We start from the raw sequence: 17,492 nt of genomic DNA, 5'->3' as shown, positions 1-17,492 counted from the left end.
CCCTCAAGTTATGTCGGACACCGCCCCCGCCCAGCCGTCCCACGCGCCCCGCCCCCGCCGCCAACGCGCCGACGCCCAGCGCAACCGCGCGCGCCTGCTCGCGGAAGCGGACCGGGCGTTCCGGGAGCAGGGCACGGAAGCCTCGCTGGAGAAGATCGCCCGTGGCGCGGGCGTCGCCATCGGCACTCTCTACGCCCACTTCCCCACCCGCCGCGCCCTGCTCAGCGCCCTGCTGCGCGACCGTCACGACGCCCTCTTCGCCCTCGGCGACGAACTTCTGGCCGCTGCCCCGCCCCCGCCGGCCTTCGACCAGCTCACCCGCTGGATGCGCGCCGTCGCCGAACACGGCGCCGGCTACAGCGGGCTCGCCGAGGAACTCCTCGGCAGCCACGAGGACAAGGACTCCGAACTCCACGCCGCCTGCGCACGCCTCTCCGCCGCCGGCAGCGCCCTCACCGCCCGTGCCCACGCCGCCGGGGCCATCCGCCCCGACATCACCCCCGACGACGTCTTCGCGCTCGTCAGCGCCGCGTCCTGGCTCCGCGCCCGCACCCGCGACGAGACCCGGGCCGAGCGCCTGCTGACCGTGCTCTTCGCGGGCCTGCGGCCGTGACTACGGCTCGGGGGACGTGGGCGGGGCCAGTGCGGCGGGGAGTTCGCGGCGGGAGGTGACGCCCAGCTTCGGGTACGCCTTGTACAGGTGGTACTCCACCGTGCGCGGGGACAGGAACAGCCGGGCCGCGATGTCGCGGCTGCTGGTGCCCTCCGCCGCCAGGCGGACCACCTGGAGTTCCTGCGGCGTCAGGCGGTCCGCCGGGTCCGGGGCGGTGGCGCGCGCCGTCGCCTGGGCCTCGCCCGCCGCGCGGAGCTCCGCGCGGGCGCGGTCCGACCAGGGGGCGGCGGCGAGGGCGTCGAAGAGCTGGAGCGCGGTACGCAGGTGGGTGCGGGCCTCGGTGCGGCGGCGTTCGCGGCGCAGGTGCTCGCCGAACAGCAGCTCCGTGCGGGCCCGTTCGAAGGGGCGGCCGGGGGAGTCGGCGTGGAGGCGTACGGCCTCGGCGTACGCCGCCGCGGCGCCCGCCGACGGCGCCAGCAGCGCCTCGTTGCGCAGCGCCACCGCCCGCGCCCACGGCTGCCCGCCCGCCGCCGCCCACGCCGCGAAGCGGCGGGCCGGCAGCAGCGCCCGGTCGGGGGCGCCGAGGCGTACCGCCGCCTCCACCTCGTCCGCCGTCGCGAACAGCAGCGCCGCGCTGTACCGGGCCGTCCCCGCGCGCGCCTCCGCCAGCCGCGCCAGCACGTCCTCGTGGCGGCCGAGGCCCAGGTCGAGGAGGGCCAGGGCGGTGATGCCGTAGTTGCCGCCCGCGTTCATGCCGGGCGCCACGAGGTCCCGTACGCGCTCCTCGTCGCCCTCGATCGCGGGGATGCGCGCCAGCAGGTTGTGCAGCCGGCCGACGCGCATCGCCAGCCCGGTGTCGCGGGCGATCTCGGCGGCCTCGGCCACCGTGCGCTCCGCCTCGCGGTGCTCGCCCGCGTAGAGCTGCTGGCGGGCCAGTATGTGCAGCAGGTACGGCAGCCGGCCGATGATGCCGTCGGCGCGGGCGTGGTCGATCTCCTCGGTGATCACGGGCAGTTGGACGTCGTCGGGCAGCAGCGACGCGGAGGAGATCGCCTGCATGCGCGCCGTGCTGCCCACGGGGGCGTCGTCGAGCAGGTCGGCGACCAGCGGCAGCCCGCGCGCGAAGTCGTCGGCCGCCATGTGCGCGAGCCCGCGCACCGCGCGGTCCGCGCGCCGGGCGTCGCCGCCGGCCGCGTCCCCGTACTCCTCCAGCAGGTCCGCCGCCCGGTGCAGCGCCGCGACGTCCCCGCCGAACCACGCGTACGTCGCCGCCGCGCGCAGCATCTCCCGCCCGTACGCGCGCGACAGCGGGGCGTGCGAGATGAGCAGCGCGCCGGCCTCCTGCGCGGCGTCCTTCTCGAAGAGCCAGAACGAGCGCACGTACGCCAGCTCCGCGCGCCGGTCCCCGTCCTCCGTCTGCTTGTACGCCTCCTCCGCCAGCTCCGCCGCCCGCTCCGCGTGCCCCGCCTGCTGCGCCGCCCACGCCGCCGCCGTCAGCCGGCGTACGCGCGGCGCCGCGTCCGGGGTGAGGCGGGCGGCCTCCGCGTACGTGTCCGCCGCCGCCGCGGGGCCGCCGCGGGTCAGCGCCCGCCGCCCGCACTCCTCCAGTTCGGCGGCGACGGCCTCGTCGGGGCCCGTCGCCGCCGACGCCAGGTGCCGGGCGCGGCAGTCGGCGTCGCCGGAGGTGGCGGCCATCGTCTCGTGCACGGCGACGCGGAGGGCGAGCGGCGCGGCGGTGTAGGCGGCGGTACGGATCAGGGGGTGGCGGAACTCGATGACATCCCCGACCACGGCGACCAGCCCCTGCCGCTCCGCCGCCGCCAGGTCCGCGAGCCCGACGTCGAGCCGCTCCGCCGCGGCCATCACGTACCGCAGGGTGCTGCGCCCGTCGGAGGCGGCGATGAGCAGCATCAGCCGGGTCCGCTCCGGCAGCGCCTCCACCCTGCCGCGGTACGCGGCGAGCACCCGGTCGGCGGCCGGCAGCGGCTGCCCGGGGCCGGGCGGCCGGCCGCCGGACGCGGGGCCCGCGGCGCCCAGCTCGCGCAGCGCGAGCGGGTTGCCGAAGGATTCGCCCAGCACCCGGCTGCGTACCGCCGCGGGCACGTCGAGGCCCGCGAGCAGCGCCAGCGCGTCGTCGCGGCCGAGCCGCGAGAGCGCCGTCTGCGGCAGCCCGGCGGCGGGGAAGGCGCCGGGGAGGTCGGTGTCGCCGCGGGCGGCGAAGAGCAGGGCGACGCGCTCCACGCCCAGCCGGCGGGCGGCGAACAGCAGCGCGTCGACGGACGGTTCGTCGAGCCACTGCGCGTCGTCCACCAGGCACAGCACCGGCGCGTCCTCGGCGGCCTCGGCGAGCAGCGACAGCACCGCGAGCCCGACGCGGAACCGGTCGTGCCCCTCGGCGGCGCCGGCCCCGACCGCGGCGTCCAGCGCGTCGGCCTGCGGCTGCGGCAGCGCCCCGGCGCGGTCGAGGACGGGGCGCAGCAACTGGTGCAGCCCCGCGAACGCGAGCGCCCGCTCGGCCTCCCAGCCCACCGCGCGCAGCACGGTGAACCCGCGCCGCCGCGCCTCGCCCTCGGCGTACGCGAGCAGCGACGACTTGCCGATGCCGGCCTCGCCGCGCAGCACGAGGCTCTGCCCGCGGCAGTCGGCGGCGGCGCCGATCAGCGCGTCGAGTTCGGCGAGCTCCTTCTGACGCCCGTACAGATTCATCCAGTCACACCTACGGGGCGGGTCGGCGGCACGGATTACGTATCCCAGTACCGCAGCGCTACGGATCCGGCGGGCATTCCCCCGTATCTAGCGTCGAGGACATGACGAACGAGATCTTCGCACCCGTACGGATCGGCCGCCTCGACCTCCCGCACCGGCTGGCGATGGCCCCGATGACCCGCTCCCGGGCCACCGCGGACGGCGGCCTGGTGACGGGGCTGACGGCCGAGTACTACGAGCAGCGGGCCGCCGCCGCCCTGATCGTCGCCGAGGGCACCCAGCCCGGCGTGCGCGGCCAGGGCTACATCCAGACGCCCGGCATCCACACCGCGGAACAGGTCGACGCCTGGCGGCAGGTGACCGGGCGGGTGCACGCGGCGGGGGGCCGGATCTTCCTCCAGCTGCTGCACACCGGCCGGGTCGGCCACCCCTACCTCTACCCGGACGGCGGGCTTCCGGAGGCGCCGTCGGCGGTGGCGTCCGGCGAGGCGCTCTACACCGCCGACCAGGGGCTGCTGCCGCACCCGGTGCCGCGCGAGCTGACCGCAGACGACATCGCCGGGGTCGTCCGGGACTTCGCCGCCGGGGCGCGCAACGCGATCGACGCCGGGTTCGACGGCGTGGAGCTGCACGGCGCCAACGGCTACCTCGTCCACCAGTTCCTCGCCGACGGCGCCAACCGCCGCACCGACGCCTACGGCGGCCCGGTCGCGAACCGCATCCGCTTCGCCGTCGAGCTGGTACGGGCCGTCGCCGATGCGGTGGGCGCGGACCGGACCGCGCTGCGGATCTCGCCCGGCAACACGTTCAACGGCATCACCGAGTCCGACACCGCCGAGCTGTACCCGGCGCTGGTCGCCGCGCTGGCCCCGTACCCGCTGGCGTACCTGCACGTGGTCGAGCCCACGCCCGCGCAGCGGCCCGTCGTCGAGCGGCTGCGCGCCGCGTGGCAGGGGCCGCTGATGCTGAACTCGATGCACCACAGCGGCGGCGACCCCGTCGAGGACGCCCGGCAGCTCCTCGCCGCGGGCACGGCGGACGTCGTCTCCCTCGGCGCGCGCTGGCTCGCCAACCCGGACCTGGTCGCGCGGGTACGGGCGGGGGGCCCGTACAACGAGGCCGACGAGGCGACGTACTACGGCGGCGACCACCGCGGCTACACCGACTACCCGGCGCTCGCGCCGCTCGCGCCCGCGGCGGGCTGAGGCGCCCGCTGCCGGGCCGGGCGGCCGAAGGACCGCCTGGTCGGGGCGCCGCCGTGCCGATGCGAGACAATTCGGCTGTCGCATCGGCAAACCCCGGAGGAAGTCCGTGACCGGTTTCGTGGAGAAGCCCCAGCCCGTCCAAGTGCCCGGCCTCGTCCATCTGCACACCGGCAAGGTCCGCGATCTGTACGAGGACGCCGACGGCCGCCTGGTGATGGTCGCCAGCGACCGCATCTCCGCGTACGACTGGGTGCTCCCCACCGAGATCCCCGACAAGGGCCGGATCCTCACGAAGCTGTCCCTGTGGTGGTTCGAGCGGGTCGCCGACCTCGTGCCGCACCACGTGCTCTCCACCGAGCTGCCCGAGGGCGCCCCCGCCGGGTGGGCGGGGCGCGCCCTGGTGTGCCGGCGGCTGCGGATGGTGCCGGTGGAGTGCGTGGCGCGCGGCTATCTGACGGGCTCGGGCCTCGTGGAGTACGCCGAGTCGGGCGCCGTCTGCGGCGTCGACCTGCCGCCGGGGCTGACCGACGCCTCCGCGCTGCCCGCGCCGGTCTTCTCGCCGGCGACGAAGGCGGAGGTGGGGGAGCACGACGAGAACGTCACGTACGAGGAGGTGGTCCGCCGCGTCGGCCCGCTCGTCGCGGCGGAGCTGCGGCGGGTGACGCTGGAGGTGTACGGGCGCGGGCGGGACGTCGCGCGCGAGCGGGGGCTGATCCTGGCGGACACGAAGTTCGAGTTCGGCTACACCGGCGACGCGGTCGGCGAGGGCGAGCTGGTCCTCGCCGACGAGGTGCTGACCCCGGACTCCTCGCGCTACTGGGGCATCGCCGACTGGCGTCCCGGCCGGCCGCAGCCGTCGTTCGACAAGCAGTACGTGCGCGACTGGCTGACGTCGGCCGCGTCCGGCTGGGACCGGCACGGCGAGGAGCCGCCGCCGGAGCTGCCGGCCGAGGTGGTGGAGCGTACGCGCGAGAAGTACGTGGAGGCGTACGAGCGCCTGACGGGGGAGCGCTGGGACTCCTGACCCGCCCGGGGGCGGGGCCGGCGCCCGGACCGGGGGCCGGGCCGCGGGCCCGGCGGCGCGGGCCGGCGGCGGGGGCCCGGCCGCGGTGGCGGCGGTGGCGTCAGCCCTTCGCCGGGGGTACGCCCGTCAGGTGGTACTCCACGATCGGCGCCAGCCGGCCGATCAGCTCCTCCGGGTCGGCCGAGGCCATCGGTTCGAGGAGGATGACGTAGCGCAGCAGCGCCGTCCCGACGAGCTGCGCCACCGCCAGCTCCGCGCGCATCTGGCGCTCCTCCAGCGGCAGCAACGGCGTGATGCCGTGCAGCAGGCTGCGCGTGACGATGCGGCGGAAGATGGAGACGGCCGCCTCGTTGCTGACCGCGGAGCGCAGGACGGCGAGGAGGGGCTCGCGCGAGTCCGGGTTCTCCCAGGTGCTGAAGAAGAAGCGGGTGATGCGCTCGCCCGCGCCGTCCATCGGGCCGTGGACGACGCGGTCGGGCACCGTCATCGCCGGCGCGAAGGTGATTTCGAGCGCGGCCTCGAAGACCTGCTCCTTGCCGCCGAAGTAGTGGTGGACCAGCGCCGGGTCGACGCCCGCGGACTTGGCGATGCCGCGTATGGACGTCTTCTCGTAGCCGTGCTCGGCGAACTCCGAACGGGCCGTCGTCAGTATCAGGTCCCGGGTGCCGGGCCCATCCTCGACGGCGTCGCGCCGCGGGCGGCCCCGGCCCCGTTTCGGGGCGTCGTCCCCCGACTTCCCGGACGTCATGACTTCGCGCCCCGCGCGACCGGTGCCGCCAGGTTGAGCCGGGTGAACGCCAGCGACTCGGCGAGGTCCGACTCGCGCTCCGCCGCCGACATCGCCCGCCGGGTGTTGATCTCCACGACCACCTGCCCGCCGAACCCGCGCGCCGCCAGCCGCTCCAGCATCTCGGCGCACGGCTGGTTGCCGCGCCCGGGCACCAGGTGCTCGTCCTTGCCGGAGCCGGAGCCGTCGGCCAGGTGCACGTGGCACAGCCGGTCGCCCATGCGGTCGGCCATCTCCAGCGCGTCGTTGCGGGCGGTCGCGGTGTGCGAGAGGTCCAGGGTGTGGTGGCGGTAGTCCTCGTTCGTGACGTCCCAGTCCGGGGCGTACGCGAGCATCTCCTTCTCCCGGTAGCGCCACGGGTACATGTTCTCCACCGCGAACTGCACCGCCGTCTCGTCGGCCATGCGCCAGATGCCGCGGACGAACTCGCGCGCGTACGCACGCTGCCAGCGGAACGGCGGGTGCACCACGACGGTCTCGGCGCCCAGCCGCTCGGCGGCCGACCGCGCGCGCCGCAGCTTCTCCCACGGGTCCCGCGACCAGACGCGCTGCGTGATCAGCAGGCACGGTGCGTGGATGGCGAGGACGGGCACGCCGTGGTGGTCGGAGAGGCGGCGCAGCGCCTCGATGTCCTGGCTGACGGGGTCGGTCCAGACCATGACCTCCACGCCGTCGTAGCCGAGGCGGGCGGCGGTCTCGAAGGCGGTGGCGGTGGACTCGGGGTAGACGGAGGCGGTGGAGAGGGTCACCCGCGCGTCGGGCACGGTGACCCCGCGGTCGCCGCCGGCGCCGTTCTCGCTCCCCGCGCCGGTCACGCCGCGCCCGGCCGGTTCGCCGGCCCGCCCGGGCTCCCGGGGACGGCCGGTCTTACCGGTTTCGCCGGTTTCGTCATGCTCGTCGGTGCGGTAACGGGATGCTCCTGCCACGGGGACAGGGTACGCGGCCGCACGCGGGCCCCGCCCCCGTCACGACAACTGGTCCAGCCGCTTCAGGATGACCCCCTCGCGCAGCGCCCACGGGCAGATTTCCACCGTTTCCACCCCGAACAGGTCCATTGCCCCCTCCGCCACCAGCGCCCCCGCGAGCAACTGCCGCGCCCTGCCCTCCGACACCCCCGGCAACTCCGCGCGCTCCGCCGCCGGCATCGCCGCCAGCCGCGGCACCCACTCCTCCAGGGCCTTCGCGGACAGCGCCCGGTGCGTGTACAGCCCCTCCGCGGAGCGCGCCGCGCCCGAGATCCGGGCGAGCTGCCGGTACGTCTTGGACGTCGCCACCACGTGATCCGGCTCACCGAGCCGGCTGAACTCGCTGACGACCCGGGCGATCTGCGCGCGCACGTACCGCCGCAGGGCCCGTACGTCGTCGGGGTCCGGCGGGTCCCCGGGCAGCCAGGCGGAGGTCAGCCGGCCGGCCCCGAGCGGCAGGGAGACCGCCTTGTCGGGGTCCTCGTCGATCCCGTACGCGATCTCCAGCGACCCGCCGCCGATGTCCAGCACCAGCAGCTTCCCGGCCGACCAGCCGAACCAGCGGCGCGCGGCCAGGAACGTGAGCCGCGCCTCCTCCTCGCCGGTCAGGACGGTGAGCTTCACGCCCGTCTCGTCGGCGACCCGCGCGAGCACGGACTCGGCGTTGGCCGCTTCGCGGACGGCGGAGGTCGCGAACGGGAGCACGTCTTCTGCGCCCTTGTCCTCCGAAACCTGCAGTGCCTCGTGAATCGTGGCTATCAGCCGTTCGACCCCGTCGTCGGCGATGGCACCCTCCTCGTCGAGGAGTTCGGCGAGCCGCAGCTCCGCCTTGTGCGAGTAGGCGGGCAGCGGCCGGGCACCGGGGTGCGCGTCCACCACCAGCAGGTGCACCGTGTTCGAGCCCACATCGAGAACGCCGAGTCGCATAACGGGAAACGCTAGCGCCTTGCCGCGCGGCCGTACGCTGGGTCCCGTGAGCAAGAGGAAGAAACAGGGCAAAACGCAAGCCGGTTCGGGCGTCGTACGCGAGAGTGCCGCCCGGGCGAAGCCGCGGGCGGACGCGCGGGCCGAGGAGGTCGGGCTCGACTTCGCCCGCGCGTGGGTGGAGTTTCCGGACCCCGCCGACGACGAACAGGTCTTCCGCTGCGACCTGACGTGGCTGACGTCACGCTGGTCGTGCATCTTCGGCCGCGGCTGCCAGGGCATCGACCCCGCAGGACCCGACGACGGCTGCTGCACGCTGGGCGCGCACTTCTCCGACAAGGACGACGAGAAACGGGTCGCCGGGCATGTGCGGCGGCTCACACCCGAGCTGTGGCAGTACCACGCGGAGGGCCGCGGCCCGGCCGGCTGGACCGAGACCGACGAGGACGGCGAACGCAAGACGCGCCGCGTGGACGGCGCCTGCGTCTTCCACAACCGCGCCGGCTTCCCCGGCGGCACGGGCTGCGCGCTCCACCTGCTGGCGCTCCGCGAGGGCCGCGAGCCGCTGGAGACCAAGCCGGACGTCTGCTGGCAGCTGCCGGTCCGCCGGTCCTACGACTGGATCACGCGCCCGGACGACACCAAGGTCCTGATGGTCTCGATCGGCGAGTACGACCGCCGCGGCTGGGGCCCGGGCGGCCACGACCTGCACTGGTGGTGCACGTCCGCGCCGTCCGCCCACGGCGGCGGCCGGGCGGTGTACGAGTCGTACCGGCCGGAGCTGGTGGAGCTGATGGGCGAGAAGGGATACGCCCGGCTGGCGGAGCTGTGCGAGGAGCGCCTGCGCGGCGCCGGGCACGGAGCGCTCCCGGCACCGCACCCGGCGGACTGAGGGGCGGACTCCGACTGCCGACTGACGGCCGTACGGGGCGCGGGGCCCGACCGCTACGGCGTCCGCGCCGGGGACGAGCCCGGCGGGTCCGGGTCCGGGTCCGGGTCCGTGGCGGACGCGGTCGGTGTGGGATCCGGGTCCGAGGGCGACGGGTCGGGGTCCGAGGGGCCCGGGTCCGGGTCCGACGGCGACGGGTCCGGATCCGAGGGCGACGGATCCGGGTCGGACGGCGACGGGTCCGGGTCCGAGGGGTCCGGCGAACCCGGCGGGGACGGGGAGTCCGGCGGGTCCGACGCCGGCGGCCGGGACGGGCCGGGCGACCCCGGCCCCGGCCCCGTACCCGTGCGGCCGCTGCCCGCGCCCGTGATCAGGATCGCCGCGTCGCCCGGGGACACGTACACCCGCGCCTGCCAGCCCTGCCGCGGCTCGCTCGCCTCCGCCACCGTCACCGCGACCGTCGCCGCCTCGCCCGGCCGCAGCGCCCCGTAGGTCGCGCTGAACCGCAGCCACCCCGCGTCCGTACCGAGCCGCCACGCGACCGGCTCGCCGCCGGACGCCCGCAGCCGCAGGTACGTGGTCTCCCCGGCCGGCCACGCCTCCACCGTCAGCCGGCCCGGGCCCACCCCCGGCCGGCCCGGCACCCGGCCGCCGCGGTCGACGACCTCCACCGACACGTCCGGCCGCTTGCCCCCGTGCGACGCCCCGGGACCGGTGCCGTCGTGCGCGCTGCCGGCCTTCTCCACCGGGCGGCCGTCCAGCGACTCCGGCTCGTCGGCGTCCGCGCTCGGCGGGGGCCAGCCGGACTGCGCCTCGCCGGTCGCCGGCGCGCCGCGGTTCGCGGCCCACAGCGCCAGCACCGGCGCCGCGAGGACGGTGGCCACGACGGTCGACGTCACCGCGCGGGAGCGCAGCCGGCCGCGGCGGGCTGCGCGGTGCCGGGGGTCGCGCGGGTAGCCGCGGCGGTCGAAGCGCGGCGCGTGCACGAAGCGGATGCGCTGGGCGTGCAGCATCGCCGTGTACGCGGCCGCGCGGGGCGCCGCCAGCACCGGCAGCGGGCCCTCGGGCCGCGCGGCGCGCAGCGTGCCCGGCCAGGCCCAGCCGGCGCCCGCCCGCTCGGCGGCGCGACGGCACTCGGCGCAGTCGTCGACGTGCCGGACCAGCTCGCGGCTCAGGGCGGCGCTGAGGAACACCCGGCCGTCCCCGGCCAGGCGTGCGATGGCCGCGCAGCCGTGCTGGTCGCGGACGGCGAGCGCGGCCCGGGTCCTTTCGACCTCGGCGGCGGCGGTGGACAGCAGCACGCGGGCCGCGTCCGGGTGCTGGCCGAGGACGGTGGCGACCTCGTCGGCGGGCAGCCGGTGGCGTACGGCCAGCTCCAGCGCCTCGCGCTGCTCGGGGGTGGTGCCGGCGGCCTCGGGCCAGGCGAGCGTGGCCAGTTCGCTGCGGTGCAGCTGCGCGGCGGCGTCCTCGGCGTCCGCTGCGTCCGGTGCCTGCCCGGCGTCCGGCGCCGGTGCCGGCGCCGTGGCGTCGGAGGATCGCTTCTCCTCGCCGGGGTGCTTCGGGACCGGCCGCTGGGCGGGCCTGTGCGCGGCCCGCTGCGCCGAGCGCTGCGCCGCTCTGTGGCCGGGCTTCTGGTCCAGCCGGCGCACGCAGGCCCAGCGGGCCAGCGAGTACAGCCAGGGCCGCCACTCGGCGGGCGTCGCGGGCCGCCGCCGCGGCTGGCGTTCGGCGATCGCGAGTACGTCGCCCAGGGCGGCGACGGCGCCGTCGTGGTCGCACAGCACCGACATGCAGTAGGTGAACAGGCCGTCCAGGTAGGGCTCGTACTGCTCGGGCGGGTGCTGTGGCGGCGGCTGCCGGGCGGGTTCGGGGTCGGGGCTGCTGCTCGTCACCCCGCGAACGTAGGCGCATAGTCGCGTACGGATCGGGGTGGTTCGGCGCTTCTCACTCCCACGGGTGACGTTGTCACTCAATGGGGGACGTCGTCCTTGCGAGAGCGTTCGCCCCCCGCCGGCGGCGTCTTCCGGTGGCCCCGATCCGTATGCGCGCAAGGGCCGCGCAGGGCGCCGCGACCGCCGCGCCGAGGGCGAGGCCGGCCGCCACGTCGAGCGGATAGTGCACGCCGACGAAGACCCGTGACGCCCCCAGCAGCACGCCGAACGGCAGCACCCACGCCGTGATCCGCGGCCACGCCACCGCCAGCGCGACGGCGGCGGCGCCGGCGATCGTCGCGTGGTTGCTCGGGAACGACCAGTCGCCCGGCGGCGGGCAGTCCGCCAGCGGCTCCGCCGCCCCGTCCACCGCCCGGCACGGCCGCTCCCGTGCCACCCACACCTTCACCAACTCGCTCAGCCCGTACGCCGCCAGCGTGCCCACCGCCCCCGCCACGACCGGCGCGCGCCGCGGCGCCGCCCACCACGCGGCGGCGAAGAGCGCGGCCAGCAGCACCAGTCCGGCGTCCGTGCCGTACTCGGCGAGCATGTGCAGCCAGTCGGGCGTGCGGCGGGCGAGCGAGGTGACGTCCCGGTACAACTCGTCGTTCATGCCGGGACGGTACGAAGCGTGTTCGGTTCACCACTTCCGGCGAAAGTCAGTACGCTCCCCTGACGAAAGTCAGACCGCGCGGCGGGTACGGGACCGCCTTGCGCCCCAAGTCTCGTAAGGTTTCCGCGTGGGATCTTTCCGCCGCCCTGTCGGTCCGCTGCCGTCCGCCATCTACTGGCGGCGCCGCGCGGTCCTCATCGGCCTGCTCGCCGTGCTCGCGATTTTCGCCATCCTCGTCATCAACCTCGGGGGCGGCAGCGAGAACGCCGCCAACGAGGGCAAGAACCCTGCGGAGTCGATCACTCCGGGGCCGACCGACGACTCGTCGGTGATCGACAACCCACCCGGGGGCCGCGAGGAGGACGGCGGCGGCTCGGGTGGCTCCGGCGGTTCCGGCGGCTCCGACGAGGAGGACGGCGGCGGTTCCGGCGACTCCGAGGGCTCGGGCGGCTCCGGCGACGGCGAAGGCGGCGACGGCGGCAACGGCTCCGGCGGCGAGGACGGCGGCTCCGCCGGCGGCGCCGGTTCCGGGGGCGGCGCGGGCACCGCGGGCGGCGGCTTCGGCGTGGGCTCGGACGGCGTGCCGGCCGGCTCGTCCATGGCCGCGTGCGACCCGGACGACGTGGAGCTGACGCTGCGCAGCGAGGAGCGCTCGTACGCGCCGGGGGAGCGGCCGGTGTTCGAGCTGACCGCGGTCAACTCCGGTGCCGAGGACTGCAAGCTGGACTTCTCGCCGACCTCGACGGTGCTCACGATCTCGACGGCGACCGGCGGCGAGAGCCAGTGGTGGGCGTCGGACGACTGCCCGTGGACGACCGACCCGATCCTGCTGGCGGTGCCGGCGGGCAGCGAGGTCTCGCGGACGTACGAGTGGGACATGCGGGCGAGCGAGCCGCGCTGCGCGACGCCGAAGGCGGGCACGGCGGGCGCCGGGAGCTACGAGGCGGAGGTCAGCGCGGCCGGCTTCGCGGCTGCGACGGCGCCGTTCGTGCTGGAGAAGGCGTAACCACCCCCGCGCGGCGGGGCGTTGACGGCCATACGTCCGGATGAGGAACCCGCGCACGGCACGTTGACAGCCGTACCCCTCCCGCGTCAGACGTAGCGCTCCAGGATCGACGACTCCGCCAGCCGCGACAGCCCCTCGCGCACCGACCGCGCCCGCGCCTCGCCCACGCCGTCGACCGTCTGCAGGTCGTCGACGCTGGCCGCGAGGAGCTTCTGCAGGCCGCCGAAGTGCTCCACCAGCCGGTCGATGACGGCGCTGGGGATGCGCGGCACCTTGGCCAGCAGCCGGTAACCGCGCGGCGAGACCGCCGCGTCGAGGGTCTCGGGCACGCCCGTGTAGCCCAGCGAGCGGGCCACGATGGGCAGTTCCAGCAGCTCGCCGTGGGAGAGCCGGTCCAGCTCGGTGAGGGCGCGCTCCACGGTGTGCGGGCGGCGGCCGGTGCGCTCCGGGACGTAGTCCCTGACGACGAGCTGGCGTTCCGGCTCGACGCCCGCGATCAGCTCGTCGAGCTGGAGGGACAGCAGCCGGCCGTCGGTGCCCAGCTCGACCACGTACTCCGCGATCTCGGTGGCGATCCGGCGCACCATCTCCAGCCGCTGCGCGACCGCGGAGACGTCCCGCACGGTCACCAGGTCCTCGATCTCCAGCGCGGAGAGCGTGCCGGCGACCTCGTCCAGCCGCAGCTTGTACCGCTCCAGCGTGGCCAGCGCCTGGTTGGCCCGGGAGAGGATCGCGGCGGAGTCCTCCAGCACGCGCCGCTGGCCGTCGACGTACAGCGCGATGAGCCGCATCGACTGGCTGACGGAGACGACGGGGAAGCCGCTCTGGATCGACACCCGCTGCGCGGTGCGGTGGCGGGTGCCGGTCTCCTCGGTGGGGATCGAGGCGTCGGGCAGCAGCTGCACGCCCGCGCGCTCGATCCGCGTGATGTCCTGGTCGAGGACCACGGCGCCGTCGAGCTTGCACAGCTCCCGCAGCCGGGTCGCGGTGAACTCGACGTCCAGCACGAAGCCGCCGGTGCAGATGGACTCGATGATCTTGTCCGTGCCCAGCACGATGAGCCCGCCGGTGTTGCCGCGGAGGACCCGCTCCAGGCCGTCGCGCAGCCCCGTGCCGGGCGCGACCGCGCTCAGCGCGGCCCTCACCGCGGCATCGGAGCCGGAACTGCCGCCGGCTCTGCCCGGGGCGCCCACCCGGTCGCCTGCTGCCACTGGAACCCTCCGGAATCCTCCGGTCGTCGTTTCGGTGCTCTACGCGTGCGCCGGGCGGCGCACGCACGAGCCCCCTGCGCTCCCCCGCACGGAAGAGACCGGGGCAAAGTCTACCGGCGAGCCTCCTCGGGCTGCCGGGACTCCCTCGGCTCTTTCCCTCCACCCGCCTCCCGGGACTCGCCGCCCGCCCGCCGCCGGCCGGCCGGCAGCGCCCGCAACGCGTCTCCTATGTTCGCGACTTCCCGTACCTTCATGCCCGACGGGATCTTGCCCGGATCCGCCGGCACGAGCGCCTGCGTGAACCCGAGCCGGGCCGCCTCCGCCAGCCGCCGGGCCACCCCCGTCACCCGCCGCACCTCGCCGGCGAGGCCGACCTCCCCGATCGCGACCAGGTTCTGCGGCAGCGGGGTGTCGCTCGCGGCGCTGGCCAGCGCGAGCGCGACGGCCAGGTCGGCGGCGGGTTCGGAGAGCTTCACACCGCCGACGGTGGCGCTGTAGATGTCCCGCTTGGACAGCGCGCGGATGTCGCCGCGCTGCTCCAGCACCGCCAGCATCATCGAGACCCGGGAGGTCTCCAGGCCGGACGTGGTGCGCCGGGGGGAGGGGATCTGCGAGTCGACCGTCAGCGCCTGCACCTCCGCGACCAGCGGCCGGCGGCCCTCCAGGGTCACCGTCAGGCAGGTGCCCGGCACGGGCTCGTCCCGCCGGGTCAGGAACAGGCCGCTGGGGTCGGCGAGGCCGATGATGCCCTCGTCGTGCAGCTCGAAGCAGCCGACCTCGTCCGTCGCGCCGTACCTGTTCTTCATGCCGCGGACCAGGCGCAGCCGGGCGTGCCGGTCGCCCTCGATGTGCAGCACGACGTCCACCAGGTGCTCCAGCAGGCGGGGCCCCGCGATGGCGCCGTCCTTCGTCACGTGCCCGACGAGGATCGTGGCCATCCCGCGCTCCTTGGAGGCCCGGATCAGCGCGCCGGCGACCTCCCGCACCTGCGCCATGCCGCCGGGGGCGCCGTCGATCTCGCCGGAGGCGACGGTCTGCACGGAGTCCAGCACGAGCAGCGCGGGCTTGACCTCGTCGAGGTGGGCGAGGACGGCGGCGAGGTCGGTCTCTGCGGCCAGGTACAGCCCGTCGCTCAGCGCCCCGATGCGGTCGGCCCGCAGCCGGACCTGGCCGGCGGACTCCTCTCCCGTCACGTACAGCGTGCGCTCCCCGCCGACCGCGGCCTTCGCGGCGACGTCGAGCAGCAGCGTCGACTTGCCCACACCGGGCTCGCCGGCCATCAGCACCACCGCGCCCGGCACGAGCCCGCCGCCGAGCACCCGGTCCAGCTCCGGCACCCCGGTGCCGCGGGCCTCGACGCGGCGGGCGTCGACCTGCGCGATGGGCAGGGCGGACGTCGTGACCCGGCCGGCGGCCGTGGTCTTCACCGCGGGCGCCCCGACCTCCTCGATCGTGCCCCACGCCTGGCACTCGGGGCAGCGGCCGAGCCACTTCACGGTGGACCAGCCGCACTCGGAGCAGCGGTACGCGGGGCGGTCCCTGCCGCCGCTCTTACGGGAAGCCATGCGCATAACGTAGCGGGACCCGCTGACACCGCCGGGAGTTGTCCACAGGCGGGGTGGGGCAGCGGGCCGTCGGCAGGCCCGGTGGCAGGCCCGCGGCGGGCCCGCGGCCGTCCGGACTGTGGACAAACGGTCCGGACCGTGGGCAGGGGGCGTAGGCTCGGAGATTCGGATGTGCCGCTTCCCCGGGAGGGAAACATGCCCGCGCTGAGGTCCCGTACCGTCACCCACGGCCGCAATATGGCGGGCGCCCGCGCCCTCATGCGCGCCTCGGGCGTAGCGAACGAGGACATCGGCAAGCCCGTCGTCGCGGTCGCCAACAGCTTCACGGAGTTCGTCCCGGGGCACACGCACCTGGCGCCCGTCGGCCGCATCGTCTCCGAGGCCGTCAAGGCCGCCGGCGCGGTGCCGCGCGAGTTCGACACGATCGCCGTGGACGACGGCATCGCCATGGGCCACGGCGGCATGCTCTACAGCCTGCCCTCGCGCGATCTGATCGCCGACTCCGTGGAGTACATGGTGGAGGCGCACTGCGCCGACGCCCTGGTCTGCATCTCCAACTGCGACAAGATCACCCCCGGGATGCTCATGGCAGCCCTGAGGCTGAACATCCCCACGGTCTTCGTCTCCGGCGGGCCCATGGAGGCGGGCCGCGCCACCCTTGTGGACGGCACGGTCCGCAAGCTCGACCTGATCGACGCCATGGTGGACGCGGCGAACGACGGCGTCTCCGACGCCGACGTGCTGCGCATCGAGGAGAACGCCTGTCCCACCTGCGGCTCCTGTTCCGGCATGTTCACCGCCAACTCGATGAACTGCCTGACGGAGGCCATGGGCCTCTCCCTGCCGGGGAACGGCTCGGTGCTGGCCACCCACACCGCCCGCAAGGCGCTCTACGAGGCCGCGGGCCGCACGGTCGTCGACCTGACCACGCGGTACTACGAGCAGGACGACGAGACCGTCCTCCCGCGCAACGTGGCGAGCCGCAGCGCCTTCGAGAACGCGATGGCCCTCGACATCGCCATGGGCGGCTCGACGAACACGATCCTGCACCTGCTGGCCGCCGCCCAGGAGGCCGGCCTCGACTACGGCCTGGCGGACATCGACGCCGTCTCCCGCCGGGTGCCGTGCCTGGCCAAGGTGGCGCCGAACGTCGCCCCCGGCGGCACGTACTACATGGAGGACGTGCACCGCGCGGGCGGCATCCCCGCCATCCTCGGCGAGCTGTACCGCGCCGGCCTGCTGAACGAGGACGTGCACGCGGTGCACTCCGACTCGCTCGCGGACTGGCTCAAGCGGTGGGACGTCCGCGGCGGCTCCCCGTCGCCCGAGGCCGTCGAGCTGTGGCACGCGGCGCCCGGCTGCGTGCGGTCGGCGACGGCCTTCTCGCAGTCCGAGCGCTGGGAGTCCCTGGACACCGACGCCGAGGGCGGCTGCATCCGCTCGCTGGAGCACGCGTACTCGAAGGACGGCGGCCTGGCCGTGCTCAAGGGCAACATCGCCGTGGACGGCGCCGTGGTGAAGACCGCGGGCGTCGACGCCTCCATCCTCACCTTCCAGGGCCCCGCCGTCGTCTGCGAGTCGCAGGAGGAGGCGTGCGACAAGATCCTCGGCAAGCAGGTCAAGGAGGGCGACGTCGTCGTCATCCGCTACGAGGGCCCCAAGGGCGGCCCCGGCATGCAGGAGATGCTGTACCCGACGTCGTTCCTGAAGGGCCGCGGCCTGGGCAAGGCGTGCGCGCTGGTCACCGACGGCCGCTTCTCCGGCGGCACCTCGGGGCTGTCCATCGGCCACGCCTCCCCGGAGGCGGCGGCCGGCGGCACCATCGCGCTCGTCGAGGACGGCGACCTGATCCGTATCGACATCCCGAACCGCGGCATCGAGCTGCTGGTCGACGAGCAGACGCTCGCGGAGCGCCGCGCGGCCCTCGGCGGGCGGTACGCGCCGAAGGACCGCGAGCGCAAGGTCTCCATGGCCCTGCGGGCGTACGCGGCCATGGCCACCAGCGCCGACAAGGGCGCCGTGCGGGACGTCACCAAGCTGGAGGGCTGAGCGC

General features: G+C 75.5%; 14 protein-coding genes. 6 read left to right on the top strand and 8 right to left on the bottom strand.

Annotated elements, in window-relative coordinates; all coding sequences use genetic code 11:
• Positions 1-10 precede the first annotated feature (10 nt).
• Positions 11-613, top strand: coding sequence for a TetR/AcrR family transcriptional regulator (locus LG396_RS23390; protein ID WP_037750443.1), 603 nt, complete (start codon positions 11-13; stop codon positions 611-613).
• Here LG396_RS23390 and LG396_RS23385 read toward each other — a convergent pair whose 3' ends face one another.
• Positions 614-3,319 (bottom strand): helix-turn-helix transcriptional regulator, encoded by a 2,706-nt coding sequence (locus LG396_RS23385; protein ID WP_225796246.1) that lies wholly within the window; start codon positions 3,317-3,319, stop codon positions 614-616.
• 101 nt (positions 3,320-3,420) lie between these two features.
• Here LG396_RS23385 and LG396_RS23380 point away from each other — a divergent pair, with 101 nt between their 5' ends.
• Together LG396_RS23380 and LG396_RS23375 are read left to right on the top strand one after the other, a co-directional pair.
• Positions 3,421-4,524, top strand: coding sequence for an alkene reductase (locus LG396_RS23380; protein WP_225796245.1), 1,104 nt, complete (start codon positions 3,421-3,423; stop codon positions 4,522-4,524).
• A 106-nt stretch (positions 4,525-4,630) separates the two neighbouring features.
• Positions 4,631-5,548 (top strand): phosphoribosylaminoimidazolesuccinocarboxamide synthase, encoded by a 918-nt coding sequence (locus LG396_RS23375; RefSeq protein ID WP_225796244.1) that lies wholly within the window; start codon positions 4,631-4,633, stop codon positions 5,546-5,548.
• A gap of 100 nt (positions 5,549-5,648) precedes the next feature.
• Here LG396_RS23375 and LG396_RS23370 read toward each other — a convergent pair whose 3' ends face one another.
• The 3 genes from LG396_RS23370 to LG396_RS23360 form a co-directional block, all read right to left on the bottom strand.
• Complete coding sequence (locus LG396_RS23370; protein ID WP_018839904.1) at positions 5,649-6,296, bottom strand: TetR/AcrR family transcriptional regulator; 648 nt, start codon at positions 6,294-6,296, stop codon at positions 5,649-5,651.
• Positions 6,293-7,150: a sugar phosphate isomerase/epimerase family protein gene (locus tag LG396_RS23365; RefSeq protein WP_051642703.1), complete on the bottom strand. Its 858-nt coding sequence runs from the start codon at positions 7,148-7,150 to the stop codon at positions 6,293-6,295. Before LG396_RS23365 ends, LG396_RS23370 begins: the two co-directional genes overlap by 4 nt.
• Positions 7,151-7,300: 150 nt before the next feature.
• Entirely contained in the window at positions 7,301-8,227 is a 927-nt protein-coding gene (locus LG396_RS23360; protein ID WP_225796243.1) for a Ppx/GppA family phosphatase, read from the bottom strand.
• Between the two features lie 19 nt (positions 8,228-8,246).
• Here LG396_RS23360 and LG396_RS23355 point away from each other — a divergent pair, with 19 nt between their 5' ends.
• The gene (locus tag LG396_RS23355; RefSeq protein WP_225796242.1) at positions 8,247-9,116 is read left to right on the top strand and encodes a DUF3109 family protein; all 870 of its coding nucleotides are present in this window, start codon (positions 8,247-8,249) and stop codon (positions 9,114-9,116) included.
• A gap of 53 nt (positions 9,117-9,169) precedes the next feature.
• On the opposite strand, the gene LG396_RS23350 is transcribed toward LG396_RS23355, so the two are convergent.
• On the bottom strand, positions 9,170-11,005 hold the full coding sequence (locus LG396_RS23350) for a sigma-70 family RNA polymerase sigma factor (protein ID WP_225796241.1): 1,836 nt from the start codon (positions 11,003-11,005) through the stop codon (positions 9,170-9,172).
• 73 nt (positions 11,006-11,078) lie between these two features.
• Entirely contained in the window at positions 11,079-11,657 is a 579-nt protein-coding gene (locus LG396_RS23345; RefSeq protein ID WP_225796240.1) for a phosphatase PAP2 family protein, read from the bottom strand.
• A 127-nt stretch (positions 11,658-11,784) separates the two neighbouring features.
• Here LG396_RS23345 and LG396_RS23340 point away from each other — a divergent pair, with 127 nt between their 5' ends.
• On the top strand, positions 11,785-12,663 hold the full coding sequence (locus LG396_RS23340; protein ID WP_225796239.1) for a hypothetical protein: 879 nt from the start codon (positions 11,785-11,787) through the stop codon (positions 12,661-12,663).
• 86 nt (positions 12,664-12,749) lie between these two features.
• Here the strand turns inward: LG396_RS23340 and disA are convergent, their stop codons facing one another.
• Entirely contained in the window at positions 12,750-13,874 is a 1,125-nt protein-coding gene (disA, locus tag LG396_RS23335; RefSeq protein ID WP_026276630.1) for a DNA integrity scanning diadenylate cyclase DisA, read from the bottom strand.
• 110 nt (positions 13,875-13,984) lie between these two features.
• Positions 13,985-15,439, bottom strand: a complete 1,455-nt coding sequence (radA, locus tag LG396_RS23330) for a DNA repair protein RadA (protein WP_225796238.1) — start codon at positions 15,437-15,439, stop codon at positions 13,985-13,987.
• 195 nt (positions 15,440-15,634) lie between these two features.
• On the opposite strand from radA, the gene ilvD reads away from it, so the two are divergent.
• The gene (gene ilvD, locus LG396_RS23325; RefSeq protein WP_225796237.1) at positions 15,635-17,488 is read left to right on the top strand and encodes a dihydroxy-acid dehydratase; all 1,854 of its coding nucleotides are present in this window, start codon (positions 15,635-15,637) and stop codon (positions 17,486-17,488) included.
• Positions 17,489-17,492: the final 4 nt, after the last annotated feature.

Source organism: Streptomyces aculeolatus (assembly GCF_020400605.1).
In the GTDB taxonomy this organism is placed as follows: Bacteria; Actinomycetota; Actinomycetes; order Streptomycetales; family Streptomycetaceae; genus Streptomyces; species Streptomyces aculeolatus.
Note: the sequence above shows the minus strand (reverse complement) of the source record. Positions and strands in the feature narration are given on the sequence as shown.